Origin of the sequence: Microbispora sp. NPDC046973 (genome assembly GCF_040644495.1) — a bacterium.
Classification (GTDB): domain Bacteria; phylum Actinomycetota; class Actinomycetes; order Streptosporangiales; family Streptosporangiaceae; genus Microbispora.
Genome location: NZ_JBEYWQ010000019.1, coordinates 23,107 through 48,960, shown reverse-complemented (window position 1 = coordinate 48,960; position 25,854 = coordinate 23,107). Strand labels below are relative to the sequence as shown.

Below are 25,854 nucleotides of genomic sequence, written 5' to 3'. Positions count from 1 at the left end.
GTGACAACCGCCCTTTCGGGTGAGACCTTGAGTCAGGGCTATCCGAGGGGGCGGCGTCATGAACGCCTGGTCGGTACCGGGCTACCGGGAGGTGCGCGAACTCGGCGCGGGCGGCGCCGGGCGGGTCGTCCTGGCGACCTACGTCACCACCGGCGCCTACGTCGCGATCAAGTACCTGCGCGAGGAGCTGCGGCGGGATCGGCGCTTCCTCGCCGGGTTCCGGCACGAGGCCCGGGTCATGGTGGAGCTGAACGACCCCAACGTCGTGCGCCTGTACGAGTACGTCGAGGCGCGCGACGGCGCGGCGATCGTCATGGAGCTCGTCGACGGGGTCTCGCTGCGCAGGATTCTCGCCGAGCACGGCTCGACCAGCCCGGAGGCGGCGCTGGTGGTGCTGAAGGGCTCGCTGGCGGGCCTGTCGGCCGCGCACGCCGCGGGCATCGTCCACCGGGACTACAAACCGGAGAACGTGCTGATCCAGGCCGACGGCAACAGCAAGCTGTCGGACTTCGGCATCGCGACGCCGAGCGGCTCGCCGGAGACCCCTGCGGGCACGCCGCCCTACATGGCACCCGAGCAGTGGTACGGCGGGCCCGCCGGACCGGCCGCCGACGTCTACGCCGCCACCTGCGTGTTCTACGAGTGCCTCACCGGGCGCCGGCCCTACCGGGCCGACGACCTGACGGCGCTGCGCATGCTGCACCGCAGCGCTCCCATCCCGGCGGCGGACGTGCCCGGCTCGGTGCGGGCCCTCGTCACCCGCGGCATGGCCAAGAACCCGGTGGACCGGCCGCCCACGGCACGGGCGTTCATCGCCGACCTGGAGACCGCCGCGACCGCCGCGTACGGGTCCGACTGGGAGCAGCGGGGCCGCCGCCATCTGGCCGAACTGGCGACCCTGCTGGCGCTGACGTTCCCCCTGGCCACCCCGGCCGAGCCGGTGGAGGCGTCCACGTCCCTCGCCCAGACCGTGCTGTCCGAGCGGCTCGCGCGCTTCGCGCCCCGGTTCGCGATCGGCGCGGCCGTGCTGTCGGCCGTCGTGATCGCGGCGGTGGTCGCGGCCAACCGGCAGACCCCGATGGCGCAGGACACCCTGCTCACCCCGCCGCCGCACAGCGCCCCGGCGGCGCTTCCCCCGGCCCCGGACTCGCTCGAGACGGCCCCGCCGGCCGCGCCAGGCGACACAGCGCCAGGCGAGACGGCACCCGGCGAGACGGCGCCGGACGAAACGGCGCCCGGCGAAACGGCGCCGGACGAGACCGCGGGGCCGGGTGACAACGCCGGGACGACGCCGCCCGAGCTGTCCGGCACGCCGGTGTCGTCCGTGTCCACCGGACCGGCCGTGCCGCCGGGACCTGTCGGGCCGTCGGGGAGCGTCACCCCCTCCCACATGGGCGCGACCGCGTCGCCGGCGCCCGCGCGGGTCACCGATCTCGGCATCGCGGCGTTCGACGGCCAGGCGGTCACGGTCGACGTGCGGGCGAGCACGGCGGCCCGGGTCCTGCTCACCGCGCGTTTCGCCTCCGGGCCGTCGCCGGACGCGCTTGCCGCGCAGCCCTCGCAGACGGTCGGGTTGCGGGGCGCGACGTCCTACCACATCGGCCTGCAGCAGCCCTTCCCCTCCCCGGCCTGCGGGACCACCGTCTACCGGCGGGTCGAGGTGTCCACGGTCCCCGCCGCTCGGGGAGGAACCCGTACGGACACCCGGAAACTCACCGGGCCGCCCTGCCCGGCCCCCGCGGTCGAGGGCGTGGCGATCGACGATTGGGACGGCAGGACGGCGGCGGTGTCGGTGCGGACCACGGGCAAGGGCCCGGTCAGGGTCTCCAGCGTCTTCACGCGCGACGGCCGCGAGGCGGCGGCCGACACCCGCACGCTCTCGGGCCGCACGTCCTACTCGTTCACGGTGGCCGCCGGCCTCGGCGTCGTGGAATGCGGGAAGAGGGCCGTGTTCGGAGTGCGCGTCACGACCGAGCCGGCCGATCCCGGCGGCCCCCGCCAGGCCGAGGTGCGGGTCGCCGGCCCCCGATGCCCGAAACCGCAGGAGTCGCCCTCGGAGCCTGCCAAGGAGAGTCCGAGTCCGTCGAAGGACCCGGGCCCGGCGACGAGCCCCGAGCCGCCCGAGTCCCGCAGCCCGGAGCCGCGCGACCCCGAGCCGAAAAGTCCGGAGCCGAAGAGTCCCGAACCGCGCGACCCTGAGCCGAACATTCCGGGGCAGCGCAGTCCCGATCCGGAGGACGGCCCGCCCCCTCCGGTGATCTCCTGACTTCTGATCCCGGACGCCGATCGGGTGACCGTGTCAGGCGTGGGCGTGCCCGCCCGCGCCGACCAGTTCGGGCTCCGCCTCGGCGGGCTCGCCGTCCTCCTCGTGGCCCTCGATCGACAGGTTCGGCACGATCCGGTCGAGCCAGCGCGGGATCCACCAGTTGAGCCGGTCGAGCAGCACCATCGTGGCGGGCACGAGGAAGCCTCTGATCAGGGTCGCGTCGACGGTGATGGCCACGGCGAGCCCGACGCCGAACACCTTGACCAGGGGGTCGGGGTAGGCGATGAACGCGGTGAACACCGCCACCATGATCAGGGCGGCCGAGGTGATGACGCGGCCGGTGGACCCCAGTCCCTCGGCCACCGCGCTCCGGTTGTCCCCGCTGCGCGAGTAGGCCTGCCGTACGGAGGTCAGCAGGAAGACCTCGTAGTCCATCGACAGCCCGAACAGCACGGCGAACAGCATCAGCGGCACGTACGTGTCGATGGGCACCGAGAAGAACAGCGTGGCGAGGTAGGACCCCTCGGCCGAGGGCGGGGGGTCCATGCCGACCAGGCGGCTGCCCAGGCCGTGGGAGAACACCACGGCGAGGGCGCCGAAGGCGGCCCCGAGCGAGACGAGGTTCATCACCGCCGCCTTGATCGCGACCAGGGGCGCGCGGAAGGCCAGCAGCAGGAGCAGCGCGCTGAGCAGCACGACGATGCCGACGACCAGCGGTGTCCTGCCCATGATGCGGTCGCCCGCGTCCGCCAGCCCGGCCACCTGGCCGCCGACATGGACGTGCGCCCCCGGCACCTCGATGGCGCGCACCCGCTTCACCACGTCGAGGGCCCGCGGGTCGCTCGGAGCGTAGTCGGGGACGGCCTGGACGAGCACCGAGCGGCCGTCCTCGTTGACCTTCGGCGGGGCGACGAACGCGACGCCCTCGGTGTGCTCGACCCGCTGCCGCAGCACCTGCACGACCGGGTCGGGCGGGGTCGAGTCGGCGATCTTTTGGTCGAGTTCGGCCACGACGATGAGCCCGCCGTTGGCCCCCGGGCCGAAGCCCGTCTCGATCAGCTCGTACGCCCGCCGGGCCGGGGTGCCCTTGTCGCCGTACCCGTTGTCGAGCGGACCGAGCTTGATCGTGGCGGCCGGGGCGGCGAGCGCCGCCAGCACGACCGCGGTGACGGCCAGCACCCGCCAGGGGCGGCGCGCCACCCAGGCGCCCAGCTTGGCCCAGCCGGTGGCCGGGCCGTCGCGGCGGGCGGTGCGCCCGGCCAGCGGCAGCCGCAGCGCGTTGATCCGGTGCCCGAGGAGGCCGAGCAGCGCCGGCACCAGCGTGATCGAGGTGAGCACGGCGCACACGACCGAGACGCCGGTGATCCAGCCGAGCGTGCGCAGCAGCGGGAACCCCGTGAACATCAGCGCGCTCAGTGCGATCACGACCGTGCCGCCGGCGAACAGCACGGCACCGCCCGACGAGGCCGCCGTGCGCCGGACCGCCTCGTGGACCGGCACGCCCTCGGCCAGCAGCGTCCGATGCCGCGACAGCAGGAACAACGCGTAGTCGATGCCGACGCCGAGGCCGATCATCGTGGCCAGGATCGACGCGGTCGAGGGCACGTCGACGACGTGGCCGAGCAGCGCGATGAGGCCGAGCCCCACGCCGATGCTGATCAGCGCGGTGAAGATCGGCACGAGCGCGGCGACCAGTGTCCCGAAGGCGAACAGCAGCACCAGCAGCGCGAAGACGACGCCGGCGATCTCGCTGGCACCGGTCTTGATCTGCTTGTCCGCGGGCGTGGAGCTGTCGGAGGGGACGACCTCGATGCCCGCCCGCGCCGCCGGCGCGGCGGCGGCGACGAGCTGCTCGGAGGTCTGGGCGAGCTTGGTGGTGTCCTGCCCCTTCAGCCGTACGGTGATCATCCCGATCCGCAGGCTCGACGACATGCCGCCCATCCGGTACGGCGTCTCGACCTCGGCGACGTGCGGCGTACGCCGCAGGGCGTCCATCGACTGCTCGACGGCCTGTTTGCGAGACTTGTCGATCAGCGTGCCGTTCGCGGTGTAGAGAACGAGCTGCACCGTCCCGCCGGGGTCGAAACCCGGTCCGAAGCCCTCGCGCATGAGTTCGTGCGCCCGCTGCGCGTCGGTGCCGGGAATCGACACGTTGTTGTTCACCGGCCGGCCCCACACCAGGGTGCCCGCCGTCAGCAGTCCCGCCGCCAGCACCCACAGTGTCAGCACGATCCAGCCGTGGCGTGCGCACCATCCGCCGAGCCGCCCCAGAAGCCCGCTCATCGCCGTCCGTCCCGGGTAGCATGTCCTGCGACCGTCCTGTACGGCCGTACAAAACGAGGGTAAAACGAATTGTCGGCGGGCGAGCGTCGCGCCGGAAAATGAGACGATGACCACACTCGATCAGGGAAACGCGACCCGGTCCCGGATCCTTGCCGCGGCCCGCGACCTGTTCGCCGAACGGGGATACGCCGCCGTGTCGCTCGCCGACATCGCGGCGGCGGTCGGCCTGACCAAGACGGCGGTCGCCTACCACTTCCACCCCAAGGACCGGCTGGCGGCCGAAATCATCGCCCCGGCCGCCGACGACCTGCTCGCGCTGCTCGGCGGCGAGTTCTCCGGCCACCGGGAGTTCCTGCGCGCGTTCACCGCGTTCGCCGTACGGCACCGCGCCGTGATCCGGCTGCTCACCGAGGACATCGGCGGCGCCGACAGCGCCCCTCCCGGATCCCCGGGCGAGGCGATCAGGGAATTCGGCCGGGAGCTGTTCGCCCGCCTGGCCGGGCCCGACCCCTCCCCCGGCACGCGCGTACGCGCCTGGGCCGCCCTCGGCGCGGTGCAGTCCGGCGTGGTGAAGACGATGGACGTGCCGGCGGAGGTGGTCGAGGAGACGCTGACCGCTGCCGCCGTGGCCGTGTTCGAATATTGATATATCGATCCCCTTGCGATTGCTTCCTGAGCGCGTCACATTTCGTGTGAACGTTCAACCTTTCCGCCGCGTCCTAGGAGACACCAGCGGGACGGATGCGAAGGGAGTGACGGCCAGCCGTGGACTTACCGGCCGTCGGGGAGGGCCGCGCGGGCGCGCTCGGCCAGGTGGTCTCGGCCCTGTCCAAGACGCCGCGGACCGTCGTCGTCCTCGGCGAGCCCGGCATCGGAAAGACCCATCTGCTCGGTGAGGCCGCGGCGGGGCTGAAGGGCTTCCGCGTGCTGCGCGGCCAGGCCCGGGAACTGGACGGCGGACGCGCCTACGCCCCGCTCGTCGAGGCGCTCGGAGCGTTGGGCGGCGAGGCGGCCGACGTCCTGTCCGGCCTGCTCGACGCGATGGACCAGGCCGCGCTCGGACACCCTGCCGCGGCGCCCGGCGCGATGGCCGCCCGGCTGCTTGAGTCGCTTCCCGGCCCCACCCTCCTCGCCATCGACGACCTGCACCTGGCCGACGCCGACACGCTGAGCGTGCTGCGGGCCCTGCCACGCCGCCACGACGCCGTCGCGATCCTCGGCACCGCCCGGCACCCTCCCCCGCTCGACGTGGACCTGTCGATCCGGCTCCAGCCGCTGACGATGGCCGAGGTCGCCGACCTGGTCACCACGCTGCTCGGCCGTACGCCGAGCGACACCGTCCTCCGGCGGATCCACGTCGCGAGCCGGGGCAACCCCTGGTTCGTCCAGGAGGCGGTGCTGGCCCTGGTGCAGGGCGGCGCCGTCCGCTCGACGGAACCGGGGGCGCGGCGCGGCGCGATCCTCAGCCGGCTGTTCCAGCGTGGCCGGGGCGGACGCGACCTCGCCCGTGTGCTGGCCGCGCTGTCGCGGACGAGGGAGGCCGCCGATCTCCCCGCGCTCGCCGAACTCGCCGGGCTCGACTCCGAGCAGGCAGAGCGCGCCTTCGACGCGCTGGTCAGGGATGGCGTGGTCACCAGGAACGGCGACGGCTACGCGCTGGCGCACCCGCTGGTGGCCGAGGCGCTCTACGACGACCTCGGCGCCTCCGGCCGTCGCGAGGTGCACCGCCGCATCGCGGACATGCTCGAACGCGAGGGCCTGACCGGGACCAGGCGGGTCCTGGAGTGGGCCACCCACATGGCCGAGGCCGGACCGCCCGCCGAGGCCCTGCCCGCGGTGCTGCGCGCGGCCGAACTGACCCGCTGGACCGCGCCGCTGTCGGCCGCGCACTGGTACGGCAGGGCCGCCGAGCTGTCCCCCGAGCCCGGCGAACTGCTGGCCAGGCAGGCTCTCGCCTACTGGAAGGGCTCCCGGCCCGCGCTGGCGCTGAACTCGGCCCAGCGCGCGCTCGCCGCGCTGCCCTCCGGGCGCCGCCGCACCCGCGCCGCCTACACCGCGGTCGGCGCGGCCCACGCGATGGGGTGGTACGACGTGGCCCTCGACGTGGCCCGCCGCCAGATCCCCAGGGTCGACGACGCCTCGGCGCTGCTGGCCCAGCAGGCGCTGGTCAGCGCGGAGATGGGCCGCCCCAGCGGGGAAGCCGCCCGCCGGGCCTGGGAGGGCCTGGCCGACTGCCCGCCGCAGGACCGCGCGATCACGGTCGGCTATCTGGCCCTCCACGCGCTCGTACGGGGCGACTGGGCCGAGACGGTGCGGGCGGTCGACGACCTGCTCACCTTCGCCGCCGCGCTGCCGCCGGGCGCCCGGCTCGCGTCCCTGGAGTCGGCGGCGCACGTGCTGGCGATCGCCGGGCTGCGCTCCCGCGCCGTCGAGGTGCTCGACCAGGCCGAGCAGATCCACCGCGGCCTCGGCTGGCACGACATCGCCGGACAGCACGTGCGGACCATGGCCGTGATCAGGCGGATGAGCGGCGAGTGGCCGCGAGCGCTGGAGGAGATCGCGGTCGCCGGCCGCGCGCTGGCCGAGGCGGGCCTGCTGGAGAACCTCGCCCTGCTGCGCAACATGGAGCTGGACATCCTGCTCGACCAGGGCAGGCTGGACGAGGCCGCCCGGGTGCTCGCCGAGCCGCCGCCCGGCTCCGCGCTCCAGCAGGGCATGCGTTGCGTGTTCCGCGCGCGCCTGGTGCTGGGGCGGGGCGACGTCGCCGCCGCCCGGCGCGAACTCGACCACGCCCTCGCGTACGAAGTGCCCGAGGTGGTGCACCGGGCCCTCGCGGTCAAGGTGCTGGTCTCGGGTGCGGCGGGCGACGACGCGGGCTGCCGGGCGGCGGCCTCCCGGCTGGACGAGCGGTCGGCGAACGGCACCCCGCGGGCCCGGCTCGCCGCCGACCTGGCGGTGGGATGGGCGTTCCGGGACCGCGCGCGGACGGGCGCGGCGCTGGAGCAGTCCCGCGCCGACGGCCTGCCGTTCGAGGAGGCCCGCGCCCGGCTGGTCCTCGGCGCGCTCGGGGACACGACGCAACTCCCCCGCGCGCACGCGATCTTCACCCGGCTCGGCGCGGCGCCCTGGGCGGCGCTGTCCGAACGCCGCCTGCGGGAGGCCGGGCTGGTCCCCGAACCGGCGGGCCGCCTCACTCCCGGCGAACGCCGCGTCATCGAACTGGTCGCCGACGGGCTGAGCAACCCTCAGATCGCCGAGGAGCTGCACTACAGCCGCAAGACCGTGGAGGTCTATCTCACCCGCGTCTACGCGAAGACCGGCCTGCGGTCACGCGTCGAGCTCGCGCTGGCCGTCGAACGCGGCGAGCTGTGACGTGGACCGGTTGTGGCTCCATGTTTGTGCTGGTGGGAGCTTGGAATCGATAGTGAGTTCGAGATAGGGTGAGGGCAGCCGTTACAGGTGAGCAGCAGTTACAAGTGAGCCTAGTGGGCGGGCCCTCGTGGCCGTACGCCGTGTGTTGAGCCGAGTCTGCGTGAAGGAAGTCCCGGTCCGGGCGGCCGGGAGCGTTCAGTCGCCTTCGTCTCCGCTCCCGGGGGTCACACGCCGTGTCCGCGCCACAATCGCCGTCCGCTCGCGCCCGGCCGTCCTCTCATAGTGGGGGCGGGGCGCCGGAGGCGATTCCCGAGGGGCTGGCGGCGATGCCGCCCGGGGCCGGACTCGCCCAAGTGCTGGCCGGCATCGACGTGGAGCGGGTGTCGGGGTTCGACACCGTCGAGGTGCTCAAGGCCGCCTATCGCCAGTCCTGTCACGACCGGGCGCGGTTCCTGCACGCACTGCTGGAGGTCGGGCTGCGCGAGCGGTTCACGGGCGACAGCGTGGTCCGTCTGGAGGTGCCCGACGAGTTCGCTCCCGACGAGGCGCGGGCGGCGCTGGTGTGGTCCCGCCGCCGGGTGGACTCGGCGTTCGATCTGGCCTGGAACCTGCACCGCCGCCTTCCTGTTCTCGGCGAGGCCATGCTGGCGGGAGAGCTCGACGAGCCGCGGGCGGCGGCCTTCATCCGCTGGACGAGCGGTCTGACCGACGCCCAGGCTGCCTGGGTCTGCGAGCATCTCATCGATCGAGCCTTGGCCTGGACGGTCGGAGAGCTCATCGAGCACATCCAGCGTCTGGTACTGGCCATCGATCCCGATTGGGCGGAGAAGCGCTACAGGGAGGCGGTGCGCAGGCGCCGCGTGGTCGGCATGCGCAACGACGACGGCACCGCGACCGTTTCGGGTGTGGACCTGCCGCTCGACCGGGCGGTGGCCGGCTGCGAGCGCATCGACGAGCTGGCCCGCGCCTGCAAACGCGCAGGAGACGACCGCCCCGTCGACCACATTCGTGCCGACCTCTTCCTGGGCAGCCTGGACGGCAGCTTCGAGAGCCTGTCCGACGCCGAGATCATCAGTCACGTCCGCACCCACCCCTTCGTGGATGCCACCGCCTCCGACGTCCCAGCCGGATCCCCCGACATCCGCCCCACAGACCAGGCCACCGCGCCCACCGCCGAATCCACCGCCGAGCCCGATGACGCGGCCGCCGTCGAGACCCCAGACGAGGCGCACGGCACGGCACCCGACGAGGGATGCGGCGGGGTCGACTCGGAGGCGTCCGCAGAACCCGCAGAGAAGCCCGGCAAGTGGACCGGCAGCGCGACCGGCAGCGCGACCGGCGACGAGGCTTGCGACAAGACCGGGGGCGACGGCGAGAGCACCCCCGCCGACACCCGAAACGATCCTCCCGGGCGAGCGCCGGCGGCGCAGTTGTCGCCGGCACGGGCGTCATCGGCGCGGGAAACGTCGGCGCGGGCGTGGTCAGTGCCGGAGATACGGGTGGAGCTGACCACCCTGCTCGGCCTCGATGAGCACCCGGCCCATCTGCCTGGCTGGGGCATGGTCCACGCCGGTCAGGCCCGCCGGATCATCGCCTCCATGCTGGCCGGGCAATGGCGCTATGCCGTCTGTTCCGACGACGGGCACCTTCTGCTGACGGGCATCACCGGCCGGCGCCCCTGCCTGCCCGCGCAACGACCCGCACGCGATGCGCGACGCGGCGGCATCGTCGAGCTTCAAGTCACCCTCACCGAACTTCGCGAACTGGCTGCCGTACCCGCCTCCACCGGCGTCTGGGCCCCGCTGATCGCCGATCTGGCCAGCCGTGCCCAGCTCATCGGGACCGGGCAGCCGGACGTCGGCCGCCCCGGCACTCATCCACGTGACGCGGCCGATCCGGCCGAAACCGATCGGCGGCATCCCGGTGCGGCATTACGCCGATACGTCCAGATTCGGGGCCGGGTCTGCTCCTGGCCGGGCTGCCGCATGCCTGCCACCCGGACCGACCAGGACCACATCCATGCCTGGGCCGACGACGGCGCCACCACTGCCGACAACCTGCACCTGGTCTGCCGCCACGATCACCGCGCCAGGCACATCGGCGGGTGGCGGGTCACCTCGGCGGGACCCCGCCTGATCGTCTGGACCAGCCCGCTCGGACACGCCTACCCCAGCCGGCTCCCGAAGATCATCGAGTCGGCCCCCGAACCCCTGCCCCGCACCTGGCCCGACGCCCCGCCCGAACGCCTGCCCGCCGACCTCCCCGGAGCACCGGACGTCATCATGGCTCCGACCAGCCCTCCAGCCCGTCGCAGCAGCGGGGGCGAGGCGCGGGGTCGCCACGGACATTAGGGATCTCCCTACTGTGCACCGTCCGCCCGAAGGATCAGGCTCTTGACATGGAATCACCGATCCTTACGTACGCCGACAAGGTCTGGCGTGGTTCGGTGCGCCCCGAGGACGTGCCCTACGCGGAGCTGCGCCGCGACGGTGTGCAGGAGATCGCCTACGGCGTGGCGATGTGGCCGGCGTGCGGCAACGTGTACGTGGTCCGCGGCGAGGACGGGCTGGGTCTATTCGACACGGGCGACGCCTATGAGGCCGAACAGTCATACCGCGCGATCAGGAAGTGGTCGGCCGAACCGCTCAAATACGCGATCTTCTCGCGCAGCCGGGCCGACCGGCTGGCCGGGATGGAGGAGTTCGACGCCGAGCCGGGCCCCCGCCCGCTGGTAGTGGCGCAGGAGGGACTGGCCCGCAGACTCGCCCAGCAGGGCAGGACGGCCGGTTACAACGCGGTCGTCGATCTGCGCGAGCAGGGCTTCCCACGGCTCGTCTGGCCGCCGCCGCAGCGCTTCCCCGACCTGACCTACCGCGACCGGCTGTCCCTGTCGCTGGGAGACGTCACCTTCCAGCTCACCCACGCCTGCGGCGACACCGACGACGCCACCTGGGCGTTCCTGCCCGAGCGGGGCGTGTTGCTGACCGGCGACCTGTTCGCCTGGACGGTCCCCGGGGCAGGCGACCCACAGCGGATCCAGCGCTATCCGGACGACTGGGCGGTGGCGCTGCGGGCCATGGCCGCACTCGACGCCGACCTGCTGCTCCCCGGGCGGGGGCTCCCGATCCGCGGGTCCGCCCGGGTGCGCCGGGCGCTCACCGACACGGCCGACTACCTCGACAGCCTGGTGGAGCAGACACTCGACCTGATGAACGCCGGCGCCCGCCTGGACGAGATCCTGCACTCGGTCCAGCCACCGCCCGCGCTCGCCGGGCGGCCCTACCTGCGCGAACGCCACGACGAGCCCGAGTTCATCGTGCGCAACATCTGGCGGCTGCACGGCGGCTGGCACGACGGCAACCCCGCCAACCTCAAGCCCGCACCGGACGCCGTGTTCGCCCGCGCGGTCGCCGAGCTGTCGGCCGGCGCGGCGTCGGTGGCGGGACGGGCCGTCGCCGCGGCGGCCGATGGTGACCTGCGCCTGGCCTGCCAGCTCGCCGAGCTGGCCGCGCAGGCCGAGCCGGAGAACCAGAGGGTGCACGAGATCAGGGCCCTCGTCTACGCGATGCGGGTCCAGCAGGAGCGCGGCTCGATCGCGCGCGGCGTGTACGCCTGGGCCGCCGCCGAGTCACGCAGCAAGACCACCGGCATGGATCTGCTCGACGTCTACCACGACGTCGCCGAAGGCCGCATGTGGTGGATGCCGAGCAAGGCCAACTGAGCCGGCCAGACTGAGCGGCCATGAAGAATGGCCGAGCCGAGCCGAGCCGGCCAGGCGGCCGGCGGGCGCTTGGAGGGGAGCGCCCGCCGGTCCTGCCGGTAGCCTTCCTCTCGTGCTCGAACAGATCACGGCGACCCGGTACGTCGCGCCCCTGCGCGAGGGCGGGTCGCTGCCCGGAGTCGTCGAAGCCGACGACCTCGGCACGTACGTCGTGAAGTTCCGCGGTGCCGGGCAGGGCCGGCGGGTGCTCGTCGCCGAGATCGTCTGCGCCGAACTCGCCAGGCGACTCGGCTTCGCCACCCCGGAGCTCAAGGTCATCGACCTCGACCCGCAGCTCGGGGTCCGCGAGCCCGACGAGGAGATCCAGGACCTGCTCACGGCGAGCGCCGGGCACAATCTCGCGATCGACTTCCTGCCCGGAGCGCTCGGCTTCGACCCGCTCGCCTGGGAGCCCGACGCCGAGTTCGCCTCCCGGGTGCTGTGGTTCGACGCGTTCGTCCACAACGTCGACCGGAGCTGGCGCAACCCGAACCTGCTCGTCTGGCACGGCGGGGTGTGGCTGATCGACCACGGCGCGGCCCTGTGGTTCCACCACAACTGGCCGACGGCCGACCCGCGCCGCAGGTTCGACGGCCGCGACCACGTGCTCGCGCCGTTCGCGAGGAAACTGGAGCAGGCCGACGCGGACCTGGCCGGGCTCGTCACCCGCCCGCTGCTCGACGAGGTGACCGCGCTGGTGCCGGACGAGTGGCTGGAGGACGAGCCGGGCTTCGCGGACCCGCAGGCCGTACGGCGGGCCTACACCGAGCACCTGCTCGCCCGGGTGGCCGGGCCCCGCGACTGGCTGCCCGACCCCGCCACCGCCACCGCTTCCGCACCCCGCCGCGGTGAGCGGGGCGCGACGATCGGCGGTTTCTGGCGTGCGGCGCGAGGGGGCGGCCGATGAGCGACCTTGACGTCTACGAGTACGCGGTGATCCGCGTGGTGCCCAGCGTGGAGCGGGGCGAACTGGTCAACGCGGGGGTCATCCTCTACTGCCAGCCGCGCGGCTATCTGTGCGCGCGGGTGGAGCTGGACGAGGCACGGCTGCTGGCGCTGGGCGCGCAGGTGGACCTGCCCGGCGTACGGCTGGCCCTGGCCGCCTACGAGCGGGCGTGCGGCGAGGAGGCGGGGCCCCTGTGCGGGGAGCCGCTGGGCGCCCGGTTCCGCTGGCTCACCGCGCCGCGCAGCACGGTCGTGCAGACCGGGCCCGTGCACGCCGGGCTGACCGGCGACCCGGCGGCCGAGCTGGACCACCTGCTGACCCGCCTGGTGCGGCCGGCGCAGGCCGGCCTCAGCGCCAGCTGCTGACTAGAGCTAGAACAGCACGGACATGAACGTGTCGACCTCCTGGAAGCCCACCTTGCGGTAGACGGCCCTGGCCGGGAGGTTGAAGTCGTTCACGTAGAGGGTGACGACCGGGGCGAAGTACTTCAGCGCCTGCTCGACCACGGCGGCCATGCCGGCGGCGGCGTGGCCGCGCCCGCGCAGGTCGGGGTGGACCCACACGCCCTGGATCTGGCACGCCTGCGGCGTCACCGCGCCGATCTCGGCCTTGAAGACCACCTGGCCGTCGTCGATGCGCGCGTACGACCGTCCGATGCGGATGAGCTCGGCGACCCTGGACCGGTAGAGCGCTCCGCCGTCGCCGTTGTCCGGGGAGACGCCCACCTCTTCGGTGAACATCGCGACGCAGGCGGGCAGCAGGATGCCGAACTCCTCGGGACGGACCCTCCGTACGAGCGGGTCCGGCTCGACGGCGGGCGCGGAACTCGTGGCCATGACCGGCTGGGCCCACCGGATCGCCCGGGCGCCGCCCCAGTGCGGCTCCAGCCGCTCCCAGAGCTGTTCCACCGCGTCGGCCGGGCCGACGATGGACGAGCAGCGACGGCCCTGCTTGCGCGCCCGGTCGGCGAAGGCGTGTACGGCCTCGCGGGTGGCGTTCACGGGCACCAGGTTGGCGCCCGCGTAGCACAGGGACACCAGCCCTCCGCGCGGGCCGTAGCCCCACATCTGACCGCCGAGCCGTGAAGGGCTGAGGCCCACGGCCCTGACCCGGGCCGCTACGAACACATTGGCGACCGGATCGGTGTCGAGGAGCGCCAGCACCTCGTCACGATCGTTGTCGTCGAGCACGCGCGACGCCGATGTTCGCAGCATCACGGGCCCAGCCTACGCGAACGGTTCCCGTTTGGGAGGTATCGGCCCGGCCGGGCTCACCGTACGGCGGAGACGTGGGACGCCGTTCCCGGCGCACCCGCCGTGGTCTTCATCAGCGCGGCCCGCGGCTCCGGCTCGCCCGGGCAGGTCGCGTCGGCGCCCCGCCTGCCTCTGCGCTGCGGTGACAGCGCCGCGTCGCGCAGGTAGGCCGCCAGTTGCCGGTCGACGCAGGCGTTCCCGGCGAGCGACACGCCGTGGTTGCCGCCGCTCGAGGTGAGCAGGCGCGCGGTCGGGAACAGGCGGCGCATGCGCAGCGCCCCCTGGTACGGCGTGGCGGCGTCGTGCTCGGCCTGGATCAGCAGCATCGGCGGCAGGTGCGACGTGCCCACCTTGACCGGTGTGCCGCCCTTCTCCGGCCAGAAGGCGCACGGCGCGTTGTAGACGGCGTTGGGCCAGGCCATGAACGGCGCCTCGGCGTGCGCCCGGCGGGTGTCGGCCCGCCAGCGGTCCCAGGATCGGGGCCAAGCGGCGTCGCGGCACTCCACGCCCAGGTAGACCGCGTAGGAGTTCTCCTCCTCCGCGTCGATCTCGGCCTCCAAATGGAACAGTTTCACCAGGACCGAGGGGTCGCCGTTGCGGACGTAGGACGAGAAGGCGGCGCCCAGGTATGGCCAGAGCCGGTCGCTGTAGGCGCCGTTGGAGAAGACGTCGTCCAGTTCGCTCGGGCCCACGACCCCGCCCGCGGGCCTGTCGTGCAGGCGGGAGCGCATGGAGTACCACGCGAAGGACACCGCCGCCTGCGTCGCGCCCAGCTTGTAGACGTCGTCGTGTTCGGCCACCCAGGCGAGGAAGTCGCGGTGCCGCCGGTCGAAGCTGTGGTCCTGGGCGATGTTGGCCTCGTACCAGACGCCGTCGGGGTCCACCACGCTGTCGAGCACGAGGCGGCGTACCCGCTGCGGGAACAGGGTTGCGTAGACCGCCCCCAGGTAGGTGCCGTAGGAGTAGCCGAGGTAGCTGATCTTCTCCTCGCCGAGCGCCGCGCGCACCGCGTCCATGTCCCGTGCGGAGTTCTCCGTGGTCAGGTAGGGCAGGAACCAGGCCCAGCGGTTGCCGCAGCCCTCGGCGTACTGCCTGGCCCGGCCGACCAGCACCTGCTCCTCGGCGTCGTTTCTCGGCACGTTGTCGGGCCGGGGCGGCGCGTAGAAGCGGGCCGGGTCCACACACGACATGGCGGGCTGGCTGGGCGCCACCCCGCGCGGGGCGAAACCGATGATGTCGAACCGCGCCGCGACGTCCTTGGGCAGGCGTGCCGCGACGTACCTGGCCAGGCTGAGCCCCTCGCCGCCCGGTCCGCCTGGGTTCACCAGCAGCGAGCCGAGGTGGTTGCCGTCACGGGAGGCGCTGCCCTTGATCCGGTTGAGCGCCAGCGTGATCTGCTGGCCGTACGGCTCGCGGTAGTCGAGCGGCACCCGCAGCTCCGCGCACTCCTGCACCGGCTCCCGCCGGTCACCGCGGCGAGCCGGCCCTATCGGCTCGGTCGGCCGGGCCGAGCCGAGGCCGAGCAGGCCGCCGGAGGCCGACTTGGTCTCCGGCGGGCACTGCTTCCATTCGAGCGGACGCTGCGGCGGCCCCCAGTGCCCCGTCCGGTCCGACCCGGCGGCCACCCCTTCCGGCCCGACCAGCCCGGCGACCAGCGTCGCCATGCCCGCGACCACACCAACGACCCGCTTCACCGGCATTGCTCCTCTGCTTCCGTACAGCAGAGGACAGCTTCGCGACGTGATCGGCCGGGTACGGTCCGTACTACCCGTTCATTGCCATTGTGTAGTCAGAGCATTGCGAAGTGTAATGACGGGGTCAGCGGACGACGACCTCCGGCCCGGCGGCCTCGTCGTCGAGGTCCACGTCGACGCCCATCTCCTCGGCGAGGCGCAGGGCCTCCTCGATGAGGGTCTCGACGATCTGCGACTCGGGAACGGTCTTGATGACCTCGCCCTTCACGAAGATCTGGCCCTTGCCGTTGCCGGAGGCGACGCCGAGGTCGGCCTCCCTGGCCTCGCCGGGGCCGTTGACCACACAGCCCATGACGGCCACGCGCAGCGGCACCTTGAGCCCGGTCAGCCCGGCCTGCACCTCCTCGGCGAGGGTGTACACGTCCACCTGGGCACGGCCGCAGGACGGGCAGGAGACGATCTCCAGGCCGCGCTCGCGCAGGCCCAGCGACTCGAGGATCTGCGTGCCGACCTTGACCTCCTCGACCGGAGGGGCCGACAGCGACACCCGGATGGTGTCGCCGATCCCCTCGGCCAGCAGAGCGCCGAACGCCACCGCGGACTTGATCGTGCCCTGGAAGGCCGGCCCCGCCTCGGTCACGCCGAGATGCAGCGGGTAGTCGCAGCGCTGGGCGAGCAGCCGGTAGGCCTGGATCATGACGACCGGGTCGTTGTGCTTGACCGAGATCTTGATGTCGCGGAAGCCGTGCTCCTCGAACAGGGAGCACTCCCACAGCGCCGACTCGACCAGGGCCTCCGGGGTGGCCTTGCCGTACTTCTGCAGCAGGCGCGGGTCGAGCGAGCCGGCGTTGACGCCGATCCTGATCGGCACACGGGCGTCGGAGGCGGCCCGGGCGATCTCGCCGACCTTGTCATCGAACTTCTTGATGTTCCCGGGGTTCACCCGGACGGCCGCGCACCCGGCGTCGATCGCCGCGAAGACGTATTTGGGCTGGAAATGGATGTCGGCGATGACCGGGATCTTGGACTTCCTCGCGATGGCCGGCAGCGCGTCGGCGTCGTCCTGCGAGGGGACCGCGACGCGGACGATCTGACAGCCGGCGGCGGTGAGCTCGGCGATCTGCTGCAGGGTGGCGTTGACGTCGGCGGTCAGGGTGGTGGTCATGGACTGCACCGAGACCGGCGCGTCCCCGCCGACGGGGACCGAGCCGACCATGATCTGACGTGACACCCGCCGCTTGGCGATCGGCTGGGTCCGTACGGCGGGAATCCCGAGATCAACAGACATTTCTGCACCTTGTGTAATAGGCGACGCCCCGATGGAGGGCCCTCCCAGTCTAAGGAGTGCCGCGACGCCGGACGGCCCGAAACCTTTTCACGAGGAATGAAGGTTTCATGACCCGTGGCCGAAGGAAGAGCCGCCACCTGCGAGGACGGGCGCGGCGGCCCTCGCCCGGGTGGGCAGGCGGCGGAGGCCGACCTAGAGTCCGAATCGCGTGAGCGCTCTCGCACCACCTGGTCGGTAAGTCAACGGCTGTCCCCCGGGCCGACGTGCTCGCGCCGTCGGCGGTGCCGTGCTGCACCACGAGTGCGGCAGCCATGACCACGCGAAAGGGTAGCCCGTGGGTAGACCACGAAGAAATCCAACGATGGCGACGATCGGGCTGATCGTCGCCGCGCTGTCCGCCCTCGTCTCCGCCGTCGTGCTCGCCTCCCCGGCGTCCGCGCACGGCGCTCCGATGATGCCCGGCAGCCGCACCTACCTGTGCTGGAAGGACGGAACGACCTCGAGCGGAGCCATCCAGCCGAAGAACCCGGCCTGCGCGGCCGCGGTCGCCAAGGGCGGGACCAACGCGCTGTACAACTGGTTCGCCGTGCTCCGCTCGGACGGCGCGGGCCGGATGTCCGGCTTCATCCCTGACGGTCAGCTGTGCAGCGGCGGCGCGGTCGTCTACGACTTCAGCGGCTTCGACCTCGCCCGCGACGACTGGCCGGTCACCCACCTGACGTCCGGGGCGACCGTCGAGTTCAAGTACAACAAGTGGGCCGCGCACCCCGGCACGTTCCGGTCGTACATCACGAAGGACTCCTGGAGCCCGACCCGGCCGCTGGCCTGGAGCGACCTGGAGTCGACGCCGTTCGACAGCGTCACCAACCCGCCGAGCGTCGGCTCGGTGGGCACCGAGGACGGCCACTACTACTGGAACGCCCGCCTGCCGTCGGGTAAGAGCGGCCGTCACATCATCTACACCGTGTGGCAGCGCTCGGACAGCAACGAGACGTTCTACAGCTGCTCCGACGTCGTCTTCGACGGCGGCAACGGCGAGGTGACGGGCGTCGGCGTCCCCGGCACCAGCCAGTCCCCCACCCCGCCCGTCTCCCCGTCCCCCGGCACCTCGCCCAACACCTCGCCGAGCCCGAGGGTCAGCCCCTCGGCGTCCCCGACCGCCGGTCCCGGCGGCTGCTCGGCCACCTACAAGGTCGCCAGCTCGTGGGGCGGCGGATTCCAGGGTGAGGTGACGGTGAAGGCCGGCTCGTCGTCCATCGGCGGCTGGACCGTCAGATGGACCCAGCCGAGCGGCGTCACGATCACGCAGGTCTGGAACGGCACGCTCAGCCAATCCGGCAGCGACGTCAGCGTGAAGAACGTGAGCTACAACGGCAGCCTGGGCGCCGGCGCCTCGACCACGTTCGGCTTCCTGGCCAACGGGTCGAGCGGCAGCACGCCCACTCTGACCTGCTCGGCGGCCTGACCCCGCCGGCCCGTGGCGCGCCCCGCCTGACCCGGGTCGCGCCGCGGGCTCAGCTCGTCAGTTCGGCCGCCCGCGCCCTCGCCCACGCGTCCGCCGCGAGGACCTCCTCCACGGACGCCGCCGGGCCGGGGGTGTGGGCGGCCACCACGCGTTCCACCGTGTCCACGATGCCGAGGAACGGCAGGGCGCCCTTCAGGAACGCCTCCACGCACACCTCGTTCGCCGCGTTGTAGACCGCAGGCGCCGTGCCGCCCAGGGCGCCCACGTGCCGGGCCAGCGCGACCGACGGGAACGCCTCGTCGTCGAGCGGCTCGAAGGTCCAGGTGTGGGCGGTGGTCCAGTCGACGGCCCGGGCCGCGCCGGGCACCCGCTCGGGGTAGGCCAGCGCGAGCGAGATCGGCAGCCGCATGTCGGGCGGGCTCGCCTGCGCGATCGTCGAGCCGTCGGCGAACTCCACCATCGAGTGGATGATCGACTGCGGGTGGACCACCACCTCGATCCGGTCGAACCCGATGTCGAACAGCAGATGGGCCTCGATCACCTCAAGGCCCTTGTTGACGAGCGTCGCCGAGTTCACCGTGATGACCGGGCCCATGCTCCAGGTCGGGTGGTTCAGCGCCATCTCCGGGGTCACGTCCGTCAGCTCGGCACGCTTCCTGCCCCGGAACGGGCCGCCGCTCGCCGTCACCACCAGCCGCCGTACGGCCGCCGGGTCGGCCCCGCTCGGCCCAGCCGCCCACAGGCACTGGGCGAGCGCGGAGTGCTCGGAGTCGACGGGGATCATCTGTCCCGGCCCGGCCAGGCGCTTGACCAGCGGGCCGCCCACGATCAGCGACTCCTTGTTGGCCAGCGCGAGCACCCGGCCCGCCTCCAGCGCGGCGAGCGTGGAGGTCAGCCCCAGGGCCCCGGTGATGCCGTTGAGCACGATGTCGCAGGGCGAGGCCGCGACCTCCGCCACCCCCTCCGGGCCCGCCAGCACCCTCGCCCGCGCGCCCGCCGCCGCCAGGGCCTCGCGCAGCGCCGGCACGGCCGCCGGGTCGGCGACCGCCACCGCCTCGGCCCCGAAGTCGGCCGCCTGCCTCGCCAGCAGGTCGACCCTGCCGCCGCCCGCGGCGAGCGCGGTCACGCGGAACCGTCCGGGGGCGTTGGCGACGACGTCGAGAGCCTGGGTGCCGATGGAGCCGGTCGAACCCAGCACGACGACAGACCGGGGCTGCGGCAGGGATTGGGAGCTCATCCCCTCATTGTCTCCGAGACGGCCGGCGGGCCCGCAACGGCACGCGCCCGTACGGCGGAAGGCCGGTGCCGAGGAGGAAGTCGCTGCGCAGAGAGAGGCTAGGGAGAAACCAGCAAATATATGACCGAATCTGCCCATAACCGTATAGACGGATTGTGAGAAATCCGATCGAAGGCGTCGCTACTTTCCCGCGTCAGGACATCTCGACACGCCTCAGGCATCCCGACACGGAGGTAGCTAGGCATGCACCCCAGAGCACGACGTCTCGCCGTTCTCGCGGTTCCCGCCCTCGCCGCGGCGGGGGTGATGCTTCCCTCCGCACACGGCGCCGCGGCGACCGTGCAGGGAAGCGTCACCCGGTCGGCCGCCGCCGGCCCCCGGCCCGCCGTCCACGAGGCGGCCGACACGACGACGGAGCAGCGCACGATCAAGAAGTTCTGGACGGTCGCACGGATGGAGGCCGCGGAGCCTCTGGACGCCCCCCGCACCGGCGATCGGCACTTCGCGGCCGCCGGCTCCGCTGCCGGCTCAGCGCCCGCCGACACGTCCGCCGGCGCGTCCGGGGCACGGCCCGCGACCGTCGCCCCCACCCTGACCGCCTCGACCATGTCCGACTCCGGCACGTCCGCCGCGGCCCGTGCCTCGTCGCGGACCTCCGGCTCGTCCTGGACGGCGGGCGGGACGGTGGCGAAGACGACGGGAAGGGTGTTCTTCACGGTCACCGCCGGATCGGACGCCGGGCGGAACGCCTCCTGCTCGGGCACCGCCGTCACCAGCGCCAACCGGAGCGTGGTCATCACCGCCGGGCACTGTGTGAAGCTGAACGGCGCCTTCCACGCCAACTGGGTCTTCGTCCCGGGCTACGACCAGGGCAACCGGCCCAACGGCACCTGGCCGGCGACCACCCTGCTCACCACCGCGCAGTGGAACTCCGGCGAGAACATGAACTACGACGTCGCCGCCGCCGTCGTCGCGCCGCAGGGCGGCAAGAGCCTCACCGACGTCGTCGGCGGCCAGGGCGTCGCGTTCAACCAGCCGCGCGGGCGCCAGACGTACGCCTTCGGCTACCCGGCGGGCGCGCCGTACGACGGGTCGAGACTGGTCTACTGCAGCGGACGGACGTTCGACGACTTCCTCAGCTCACAGGACCAGGGGCTGAGCTGCGGCCTGACCGGCGGCGCCAGCGGCGGCCCGTGGTTCGTCGGCTTCAGCGAGAGCACCGGCAGCGGCCTGCTCAACTCGGTGAACAGCTTCAAGTACAACTTCGCGTCCTACTGGATGTTCGGCCCCTACTTCGGCCCGGAGGCCGAGGCGGTCTACAACACGGCCCAGAACACGGCCCTCACCTGATTCACCGAAAGTAACCACAAGAACACGTCTCGTGGTCCACACTCGGGAGCCATGACTCCGAGCCTCCCCTTGCTTGCCGTCACCGCCCTCGTCACCGGACTCCTGCAGGCCCCAGGCAGGGACGTCTCCCCGGTGGGAGACGTCGTGGAGCACGTGGCCGGGCACGCCTCCGAGACCTACTGGACGCCGCAGCGGATGGCACGGGCGGTCCCGATCGGACTGCTGGGGGACCTGCGGAAGATCACGACCGCCCGGCCCGGCGCCCCATCGGTGCTGCCGGCCGCTCCCCCGGGGTCGGTGCTGCCGCCCGTCGCCAGGGCCGCCCTGCCGCCGGCCGCCGGAGCGGTCCTCGCGCCCGCTCAGGCGGCGCGTCAGGCCACCGGAACAACAGGAACAACCGGAACGACCAGGACCACCGGGACGAGCAGCACGACCAGGACGCGGCAGGCGGCGGCGATGCCTCCGGCGACCACGAGCGGCACGCGCTGGGCGGCGGGCGGTTCGGTGACGAGGACGACCGGCAGGGTCTTCCTCACCCTGAACAGGGTGGACTTCTCCTGCTCCGCCAGCGCCGTGCGCAGCGCGAACAGGGACCTGGTCGTCACCGCGGGGCACTGCGTCAAGGACGGCGCCGGGGACTGGGCGGAGAACTGGACCTTCGTCCCCGGATACGACGAGGGGCGGCAGCCGTACGGCGCCTTCCCCGCACGGCGCATGTTCGTCGCCGGGCCCTGGTCGCGATCGGGCAACGACGACTACGACGTGGGCATGGTCGCCGTGGACGACCTCGACGGGCAGCACCTGACCGACCTCGTGGGCGGGCAGCCCATCTCCTTCGACCCGCCCCGGGGCCGCCGGACCTACGGCTTCGGATTCCCCGCGGATCCCCCGTACGACGGCGAGCGGCTGCTGTACTGCGCGGGCGTCCCCCACGGCGACCCGCAGGGGCAGACCCGCGACCAGGGCCTGCGCTGCGACCTCACGGCCGGGGCCAGCGGCGGGCCCTGGCTCAGCGGCTTCGACCCGGCCTCGGGCCGGGGCGCGCTGACGTCCGTCAGCAGCTTCAAGTACAGCAACGACCACCGCACGATGTACGGCCCCTACTTCGGCTCGGCCGTACGCGACCTGTTCCGCACCGCCGAGCGGGCGTGACGGGGGTTCAGAAGGGCGACAGCGGCTCGGCGTTGTCCTCGTCCACGATGTCGGCGGCGGACCGGACGATCAGGGGGTCGGGCCGGCCGACGACCGAGGCGTCCTTGTCGTCGTAGTCGTACAGGGACAGGACGTAGCGCATCGCCTCCAGCCTGCCGCGCTTCTTGTCGTTGCTCTTGATGATCGTCCAGGGGGCGTCCTCGGTGTCGGTGTTGAGGAACATGTCCTCCTTGGCCCGGGTGTACTCGTCCCACAGGTCCAGCGAGGCGATGTCCATCGGCGACAGCTTCCACTGCCGCACGGGGTCCACCTGGCGGATGACGAACCGGGTGCGCTGCTCGGCCCGCGACACCGAGAACCACAGCTTGACCAGGCGGATGCCGTCGCGCACGAGCATCCGCTCGAACAGCGGCGCCTGGTACATGAACTCCATGTACTCCTCCGGGGTGCAGAAGCCCATGACCCGCTCGACCCCGGCCCGGTTGTACCAGGACCGGTCGAACAGCACGATCTCCCCCGCGGCCGGAAGGTGCTCGACATACCGCTGGAAGTACCACTGGGTGCGCTCGCGCTCGCTGGGCTTCTCCAGCGCCACCACGGTCGCGCCGCGGGGGTTGAGGTGCTCCATGAAGCGCTTGATGGTGCCGCCCTTGCCGGCCGCGTCCCGTCCCTCGAACAGGATGACCAGGCGGCCGCCGGTGTCCTTCAGCCAGTACTGCAGCTTCAGCAGCTCGATCTGCAGCAGCCGCTTGTGCCGGTCGTACTCCTGCCGGGAGATGCGGTGGTCGTACGGGTAGTGCTCGCGCCAGGTGTCCACCGGGCCGCCGTCGGCGCGCACGAGGACGGGATCGTCGTCATCGTCGTCCAGCACCTTCAGCCCCGGTGTGCGGCGCAGCAGTTCGACCCCGTCGAGATGCTCCCCTACCTGCGGTGATGATTCCGGCATCTCAGCGTCCCGTTCACTCGGCCAGCATGTCCGCGGACGTCCCGCTGCCCCGCGCCGGGTGCCGTACACCCGGTCACCGCCGCTGTTCGCCTGATGTTCGCCTTCAGCTGTGCGTCCCGTTGACGGGCGCGAGACCGGCGGGCCGGGAGATCTCGTCGAGGTGGGCGGCGACATCGGGCGGCAGGTCGAGGCCGAGCCCGGCGAGGTTGCCGCGCAACTGGTCGAGGGTGCGGGGCCCGACGATGACCGAGGTCACCTCCGGCCTGCGCCGCACCCACGCCAGCGCCACGGCCGCCGGGGCGACGCCGAGCCCCGCGGCGGCGTCGGCGACGTGCCCGGCGATCGCGAGGTTCGGCTCGTTCAGGAAGCCCTCGGCCCAGGCCCGGGCCCGGGGCATGGGCGAGGCCATGAGCCGGCCCAGCCGGGTGTCGGCCCCGGGGGCCTCGCCCGGGCGGTAGCGCCCGGTGAGCAGGCCGCCGCCGAGAGGCGACCAGACGAGCGTGCCGAGCCCGTGCCGCCGGCAGACGGGCAGGATCTCCGCTTCGATGCTCCTGGCCACGAGCGAGTACTGCGGCTGGAGGCTGACGAACGGCGTCCCTCCCGCTCGCTGCGCGGCCCACTGGGCCTCCACGATCTGAGCGGCGGTGAAGTTCGAGCAGCCGACATACCGCACCTTGCCCGACCGTACGAATCCGTCCAGGGTCGCCATGGTCTCCTCGATCGGAGTCGAGTCGTCCCACTGGTGGCACTGGTAGAGGTCGATGTGGTCGGTCCCGAGCCGGCGCAGGCTGCCCTCCAGCGCCCTGGTGAGGTGGGCCCGGGACAGCCCGCGATCGTTGGGACCGGGTCCCTGCGGCAGGAACGCCTTGGTGGCGAGCACCACCGCGTCACGCCTGCCCCGCACGGCGCGGCCGACGATCCGCTCCGACTCGCCGCCGTTGTAGGCGTCGGCGGTGTCGATGACGTTCCCGCCCGTCTCCAGGAACGCGTCGACGATGCGGCCGGCCTCCGCCTCGTCGCAGCCTCCGGGGGCGCCGAAGTTCATCGTGCCGAGGCACGCCGTGGAGACCCGCAGTCCCGAACGGCCGAGCGTGGCGTACTCCGTCACGTGTCCTCCCGTAGTATCAGGAACACCTGTTCCGCTTGACCCGACGGACGATACGGAACACGTGTTCCGGCTGTCAACGCGACGAGGAGGCCGATGACCGGCGAAGCCAGGCCCCGGCGTGCCGACGCGCAGCGCAACCGGGAGCGAATCCTGGAGGCGGCCGAGGTCGTTCTGGCCCGTGACGGGATGTCGGCGTCGGTACGCGCGGTCGCCCAGGAGGCGGGGGTGGGGCTCGGCACGATCTATCGGCACTTCCCCACCCAGGAGGCGCTCTACCACGCGGTGATCGTCGACCGTACGCGACGGCTCCTGGCGGAGGCGGACAGGCCGTCGCCGGATCCGGGCACTGGCTTGTTCACCTTCCTCGGGCGGATCGTGGTGGACGCGGCGCAGAAGAAGACCGCGGCCGACCTGCTCGCCGGGGCCGGCGCCGACCCCAAGGCCGGGACGGCCGACGTCAGCCGCGACATGCGGCAGGCGATCGAGCGGCTGCTCACGGCCGCGCAGGAGGCGGGCGCGGTGCGGCCCGACCTCCGGATGCCCGAACTGCTGGCCCTGCTGTCCGGGGCGTGCCTGGCGGCCGAACGCGACCAGTGGAGCGACGGACTGCGCCGGCGTGCGCTCGACGTCCTCTTCGACGGCATGCGCCCCCGCCGCTGACCACGCCCCTCTTCAGGAGACGTCCGCCCCTCAGGAGACGCCCGCCGGGAACGTCACGGCGACCTCGATGCCGCCACCGATGCGATGGTTGTGGAGTAGGAGCGTGTCGCGGATCTCCCCGACGTCCTCCGGCAGGCCGATCTCGATCGCCGTCCGCTGCACGGCCAGCGGGGTCCGCAGCTCGTGGGAGGCGTTCGCGATGAAGCGGCGCTGCCCCTCGACGGAGCGCTCCAGCCGGTCGAGCATGGCGTCGAACGTGTCCGCCAGCTCCTTCAGCTCGTCCCGCGGCCCGCCGAGGGCGATCCGCGCGTGCAGCGCCATGCGCAACAGCGTGTTGACGATGACCAGCAGCACGACGGAGGTGAGCAGGAAGAGCGCCGAGTAGATCAGCGTGAGCCGTACACGGACCGTCGTCACAGCAGATATCCGGCGCCGGGGACGGTCTGGACGCACGGCGGGTCGCCCAGCTTCGCGCGCAGGCGGCTCACCACGACCCGCACCACGGTCGTGAAGGGATCGGCGTTCTCGTCCCACGCCTCCTCCAGGAGCCGCTCGGCACTCACCACCGCGCCCTCCGCCCGCATCAGCACCTCCAGGACGGCGAACTCCTTGAGCGACAGATGCAGGTGCCGGCCGTCCCTGGAGGCCTGGAGCCGGTGGGTGCCGAGCACGATCCCGTGCCTGGTCAGCACGGGAGGAACCTGCGCCGTCCCAGCGCCCGGACCCGCGCGACCAGCTCGGTGAAGTCGAAGGGCTTGGGCAGGTAGTCGTCGGCTCCCATGCCGAGGCCGGCGACCCGCTCCGGCACCGACGCCGCCGCCGTCATCATCAGGATCCGCGTACGGCTCCCGCGCGCCACCAGCTCGCGGCACACGAGGTCGCCGTGCAGCTCGGGCAGGTCCCGATCGAGCACGAGGACGTCGTAGTCGCTCACCGCCAGCCGCTCGGCCGCGGCGGCCCCGTCGTACACGACGTCGATCGCCATGGCCTGGCGGCGCAGTCCCATCGCGACGAGGTCGGCCAGATCGCGCTCGTCTTCGGCCACGAGAACCCGCATGCCTCGTTCGTACTGCA

The 25,854-nt window shown here is 72.6% G+C and carries 18 protein-coding genes and 2 pseudogenes; 11 read left to right on the top strand and 9 right to left on the bottom strand.

Annotation, left to right across the window (positions count from 1 at the left end; genetic code table 11):
* Positions 1 to 58 precede the first annotated feature (58 nt).
* Complete coding sequence (locus ABZ860_RS29245) at positions 59 to 2,266, top strand: protein kinase (RefSeq protein WP_357226010.1); 2,208 nt, start codon at positions 59 to 61, stop codon at positions 2,264 to 2,266.
* 33 nt (positions 2,267 to 2,299) lie between these two features.
* Here the strand turns inward: ABZ860_RS29245 and ABZ860_RS29240 are convergent, their stop codons facing one another.
* Positions 2,300 to 4,549 carry an MMPL family transporter gene (locus tag ABZ860_RS29240; RefSeq protein ID WP_357226009.1) on the bottom strand — a complete coding sequence of 750 codons (2,250 nt, stop codon included), beginning with the start codon at positions 4,547 to 4,549 and terminating at the stop codon, positions 2,300 to 2,302.
* Between the two features lie 106 nt (positions 4,550 to 4,655).
* Between ABZ860_RS29240 and ABZ860_RS29235 the strand changes: the two genes are divergently transcribed.
* The 6 genes from ABZ860_RS29235 to ABZ860_RS29210 all read left to right on the top strand — a co-directional run bounded on the left by ABZ860_RS29235 (position 4,656) and on the right by ABZ860_RS29210 (position 12,992).
* Complete coding sequence (locus ABZ860_RS29235; RefSeq protein WP_357226006.1) at positions 4,656 to 5,195, top strand: TetR family transcriptional regulator; 540 nt, start codon at positions 4,656 to 4,658, stop codon at positions 5,193 to 5,195.
* Between the two features lie 119 nt (positions 5,196 to 5,314).
* Entirely contained in the window at positions 5,315 to 7,921 is a 2,607-nt protein-coding gene (locus ABZ860_RS29230; RefSeq protein ID WP_357226004.1) for an AAA family ATPase, read from the top strand.
* 233 nt (positions 7,922 to 8,154) lie between these two features.
* Positions 8,155 to 10,272: a DUF222 domain-containing protein gene (locus tag ABZ860_RS29225; RefSeq protein WP_357226002.1), complete on the top strand. Its 2,118-nt coding sequence runs from the start codon at positions 8,155 to 8,157 to the stop codon at positions 10,270 to 10,272.
* 47 nt (positions 10,273 to 10,319) lie between these two features.
* The gene (locus tag ABZ860_RS29220) at positions 10,320 to 11,642 is read left to right on the top strand and encodes an alkyl sulfatase dimerization domain-containing protein (protein WP_357226000.1); all 1,323 of its coding nucleotides are present in this window, start codon (positions 10,320 to 10,322) and stop codon (positions 11,640 to 11,642) included.
* 112 nt (positions 11,643 to 11,754) lie between these two features.
* Positions 11,755 to 12,588 carry a HipA family kinase gene (locus ABZ860_RS29215; protein WP_357225998.1) on the top strand — a complete coding sequence of 278 codons (834 nt, stop codon included), beginning with the start codon at positions 11,755 to 11,757 and terminating at the stop codon, positions 12,586 to 12,588.
* Positions 12,585 to 12,992 carry a DUF3037 domain-containing protein gene (locus ABZ860_RS29210; RefSeq protein ID WP_357225996.1) on the top strand — a complete coding sequence of 136 codons (408 nt, stop codon included), beginning with the start codon at positions 12,585 to 12,587 and terminating at the stop codon, positions 12,990 to 12,992. Before ABZ860_RS29215 ends, ABZ860_RS29210 begins: the two co-directional genes overlap by 4 nt.
* Positions 12,993 to 12,998: 6 nt before the next feature.
* On the opposite strand, the gene ABZ860_RS29205 is transcribed toward ABZ860_RS29210, so the two are convergent.
* The 3 genes from ABZ860_RS29205 to ispG form a co-directional block, all read right to left on the bottom strand.
* Positions 12,999 to 13,841: a GNAT family N-acetyltransferase gene (locus tag ABZ860_RS29205; RefSeq protein ID WP_357226230.1), complete on the bottom strand. Its 843-nt coding sequence runs from the start codon at positions 13,839 to 13,841 to the stop codon at positions 12,999 to 13,001.
* A gap of 56 nt (positions 13,842 to 13,897) precedes the next feature.
* Positions 13,898 to 15,574, bottom strand: coding sequence for an alpha/beta hydrolase (locus ABZ860_RS29200; protein ID WP_357225993.1), 1,677 nt, complete (start codon positions 15,572 to 15,574; stop codon positions 13,898 to 13,900).
* Between the two features lie 124 nt (positions 15,575 to 15,698).
* Positions 15,699 to 16,862 (bottom strand): flavodoxin-dependent (E)-4-hydroxy-3-methylbut-2-enyl-diphosphate synthase, encoded by a 1,164-nt coding sequence (gene ispG, locus ABZ860_RS29195; protein ID WP_357225992.1) that lies wholly within the window; start codon positions 16,860 to 16,862, stop codon positions 15,699 to 15,701.
* Positions 16,863 to 17,223: 361 nt separating this feature from the next.
* Here ispG and ABZ860_RS29190 point away from each other — a divergent pair, with 361 nt between their 5' ends.
* Positions 17,224 to 18,327: a lytic polysaccharide monooxygenase gene (locus ABZ860_RS29190; protein ID WP_357225989.1), complete on the top strand. Its 1,104-nt coding sequence runs from the start codon at positions 17,224 to 17,226 to the stop codon at positions 18,325 to 18,327.
* A 49-nt stretch (positions 18,328 to 18,376) separates the two neighbouring features.
* Here the strand turns inward: ABZ860_RS29190 and dxr are convergent, their stop codons facing one another.
* The gene (gene dxr, locus ABZ860_RS29185; protein ID WP_357225986.1) at positions 18,377 to 19,564 is read right to left on the bottom strand and encodes a 1-deoxy-D-xylulose-5-phosphate reductoisomerase; all 1,188 of its coding nucleotides are present in this window, start codon (positions 19,562 to 19,564) and stop codon (positions 18,377 to 18,379) included.
* Positions 19,565 to 19,807: 243 nt separating this feature from the next.
* Between dxr and ABZ860_RS29180 the strand changes: the two genes are divergently transcribed.
* Both ABZ860_RS29180 and ABZ860_RS29175 read left to right on the top strand, forming a co-directional pair.
* Positions 19,808 to 20,914: a peptidase gene (locus ABZ860_RS29180; RefSeq protein WP_357225983.1), complete on the top strand. Its 1,107-nt coding sequence runs from the start codon at positions 19,808 to 19,810 to the stop codon at positions 20,912 to 20,914.
* 51 nt (positions 20,915 to 20,965) lie between these two features.
* Positions 20,966 to 22,066, top strand: a complete 1,101-nt coding sequence (locus ABZ860_RS29175) for a hypothetical protein (RefSeq protein WP_357225981.1) — start codon at positions 20,966 to 20,968, stop codon at positions 22,064 to 22,066.
* Between the two features lie 7 nt (positions 22,067 to 22,073).
* Here ABZ860_RS29175 and ppk2 read toward each other — a convergent pair whose 3' ends face one another.
* On the bottom strand, positions 22,074 to 23,012 hold the full coding sequence (gene ppk2 / locus ABZ860_RS29170) for a polyphosphate kinase 2 (RefSeq protein WP_357225979.1): 939 nt from the start codon (positions 23,010 to 23,012) through the stop codon (positions 22,074 to 22,076).
* Positions 23,013 to 23,115: 103 nt separating this feature from the next.
* On the bottom strand, positions 23,116 to 24,120 hold the full coding sequence (locus ABZ860_RS29165; RefSeq protein ID WP_357225977.1) for an aldo/keto reductase: 1,005 nt from the start codon (positions 24,118 to 24,120) through the stop codon (positions 23,116 to 23,118).
* Positions 24,121 to 24,213: 93 nt separating this feature from the next.
* Between ABZ860_RS29165 and ABZ860_RS29160 the strand changes: the two genes are divergently transcribed.
* On the top strand, positions 24,214 to 24,780 hold the full coding sequence (locus ABZ860_RS29160; protein ID WP_357225974.1) for a helix-turn-helix domain-containing protein: 567 nt from the start codon (positions 24,214 to 24,216) through the stop codon (positions 24,778 to 24,780).
* Between the two features lie 30 nt (positions 24,781 to 24,810).
* Here ABZ860_RS29160 and ABZ860_RS29155 read toward each other — a convergent pair.
* Together ABZ860_RS29155 and ABZ860_RS29150 are read right to left on the bottom strand one after the other, a co-directional pair.
* Positions 24,811 to 25,098 (bottom strand): annotated as a pseudogene (locus tag ABZ860_RS29155) (histidine kinase dimerization/phospho-acceptor domain-containing protein); the annotation flags it as partial.
* A 95-nt stretch (positions 25,099 to 25,193) separates the two neighbouring features.
* Positions 25,194 to 25,837, bottom strand: a pseudogene (locus ABZ860_RS29150) (response regulator transcription factor).
* Positions 25,838 to 25,854: the final 17 nt, after the last annotated feature.

What these genes read in the sequence shown, in the direction of transcription:
- ABZ860_RS29245 (WP_357226010.1), top strand. Translation starts at nt 59, where the DNA reads ATGAACGCCTGGTCGGTACCGGGCTACCGGGAGGTGCGCGAACTCGGC.
- ABZ860_RS29240 (WP_357226009.1), bottom strand. Translation starts at nt 4,549, where the DNA reads ATGAGCGGGCTTCTGGGGCGGCTCGGCGGATGGTGCGCACGCCACGGC.
- ABZ860_RS29235 (WP_357226006.1), top strand. Translation starts at nt 4,656, where the DNA reads ATGACCACACTCGATCAGGGAAACGCGACCCGGTCCCGGATCCTTGCC.
- ABZ860_RS29220 (WP_357226000.1), top strand. Translation starts at nt 10,320, where the DNA reads ATGGAATCACCGATCCTTACGTACGCCGACAAGGTCTGGCGTGGTTCG.
- ABZ860_RS29210 (WP_357225996.1), top strand. Translation starts at nt 12,585, where the DNA reads ATGAGCGACCTTGACGTCTACGAGTACGCGGTGATCCGCGTGGTGCCC.
- ABZ860_RS29205 (WP_357226230.1), bottom strand. Translation starts at nt 13,841, where the DNA reads ATGCTGCGAACATCGGCGTCGCGCGTGCTCGACGACAACGATCGTGAC.
- ispG (WP_357225992.1), bottom strand. Translation starts at nt 16,862, where the DNA reads ATGTCTGTTGATCTCGGGATTCCCGCCGTACGGACCCAGCCGATCGCC.
- ABZ860_RS29190 (WP_357225989.1), top strand. Translation starts at nt 17,224, where the DNA reads ATGGCGACGATCGGGCTGATCGTCGCCGCGCTGTCCGCCCTCGTCTCC.
- dxr (WP_357225986.1), bottom strand. Translation starts at nt 19,564, where the DNA reads ATGAGCTCCCAATCCCTGCCGCAGCCCCGGTCTGTCGTCGTGCTGGGT.
- ABZ860_RS29180 (WP_357225983.1), top strand. Translation starts at nt 19,808, where the DNA reads ATGCACCCCAGAGCACGACGTCTCGCCGTTCTCGCGGTTCCCGCCCTC.
- ABZ860_RS29175 (WP_357225981.1), top strand. Translation starts at nt 20,966, where the DNA reads ATGACTCCGAGCCTCCCCTTGCTTGCCGTCACCGCCCTCGTCACCGGA.
- ppk2 (WP_357225979.1), bottom strand. Translation starts at nt 23,012, where the DNA reads ATGCCGGAATCATCACCGCAGGTAGGGGAGCATCTCGACGGGGTCGAA.
- ABZ860_RS29160 (WP_357225974.1), top strand. Translation starts at nt 24,214, where the DNA reads ATGACCGGCGAAGCCAGGCCCCGGCGTGCCGACGCGCAGCGCAACCGG.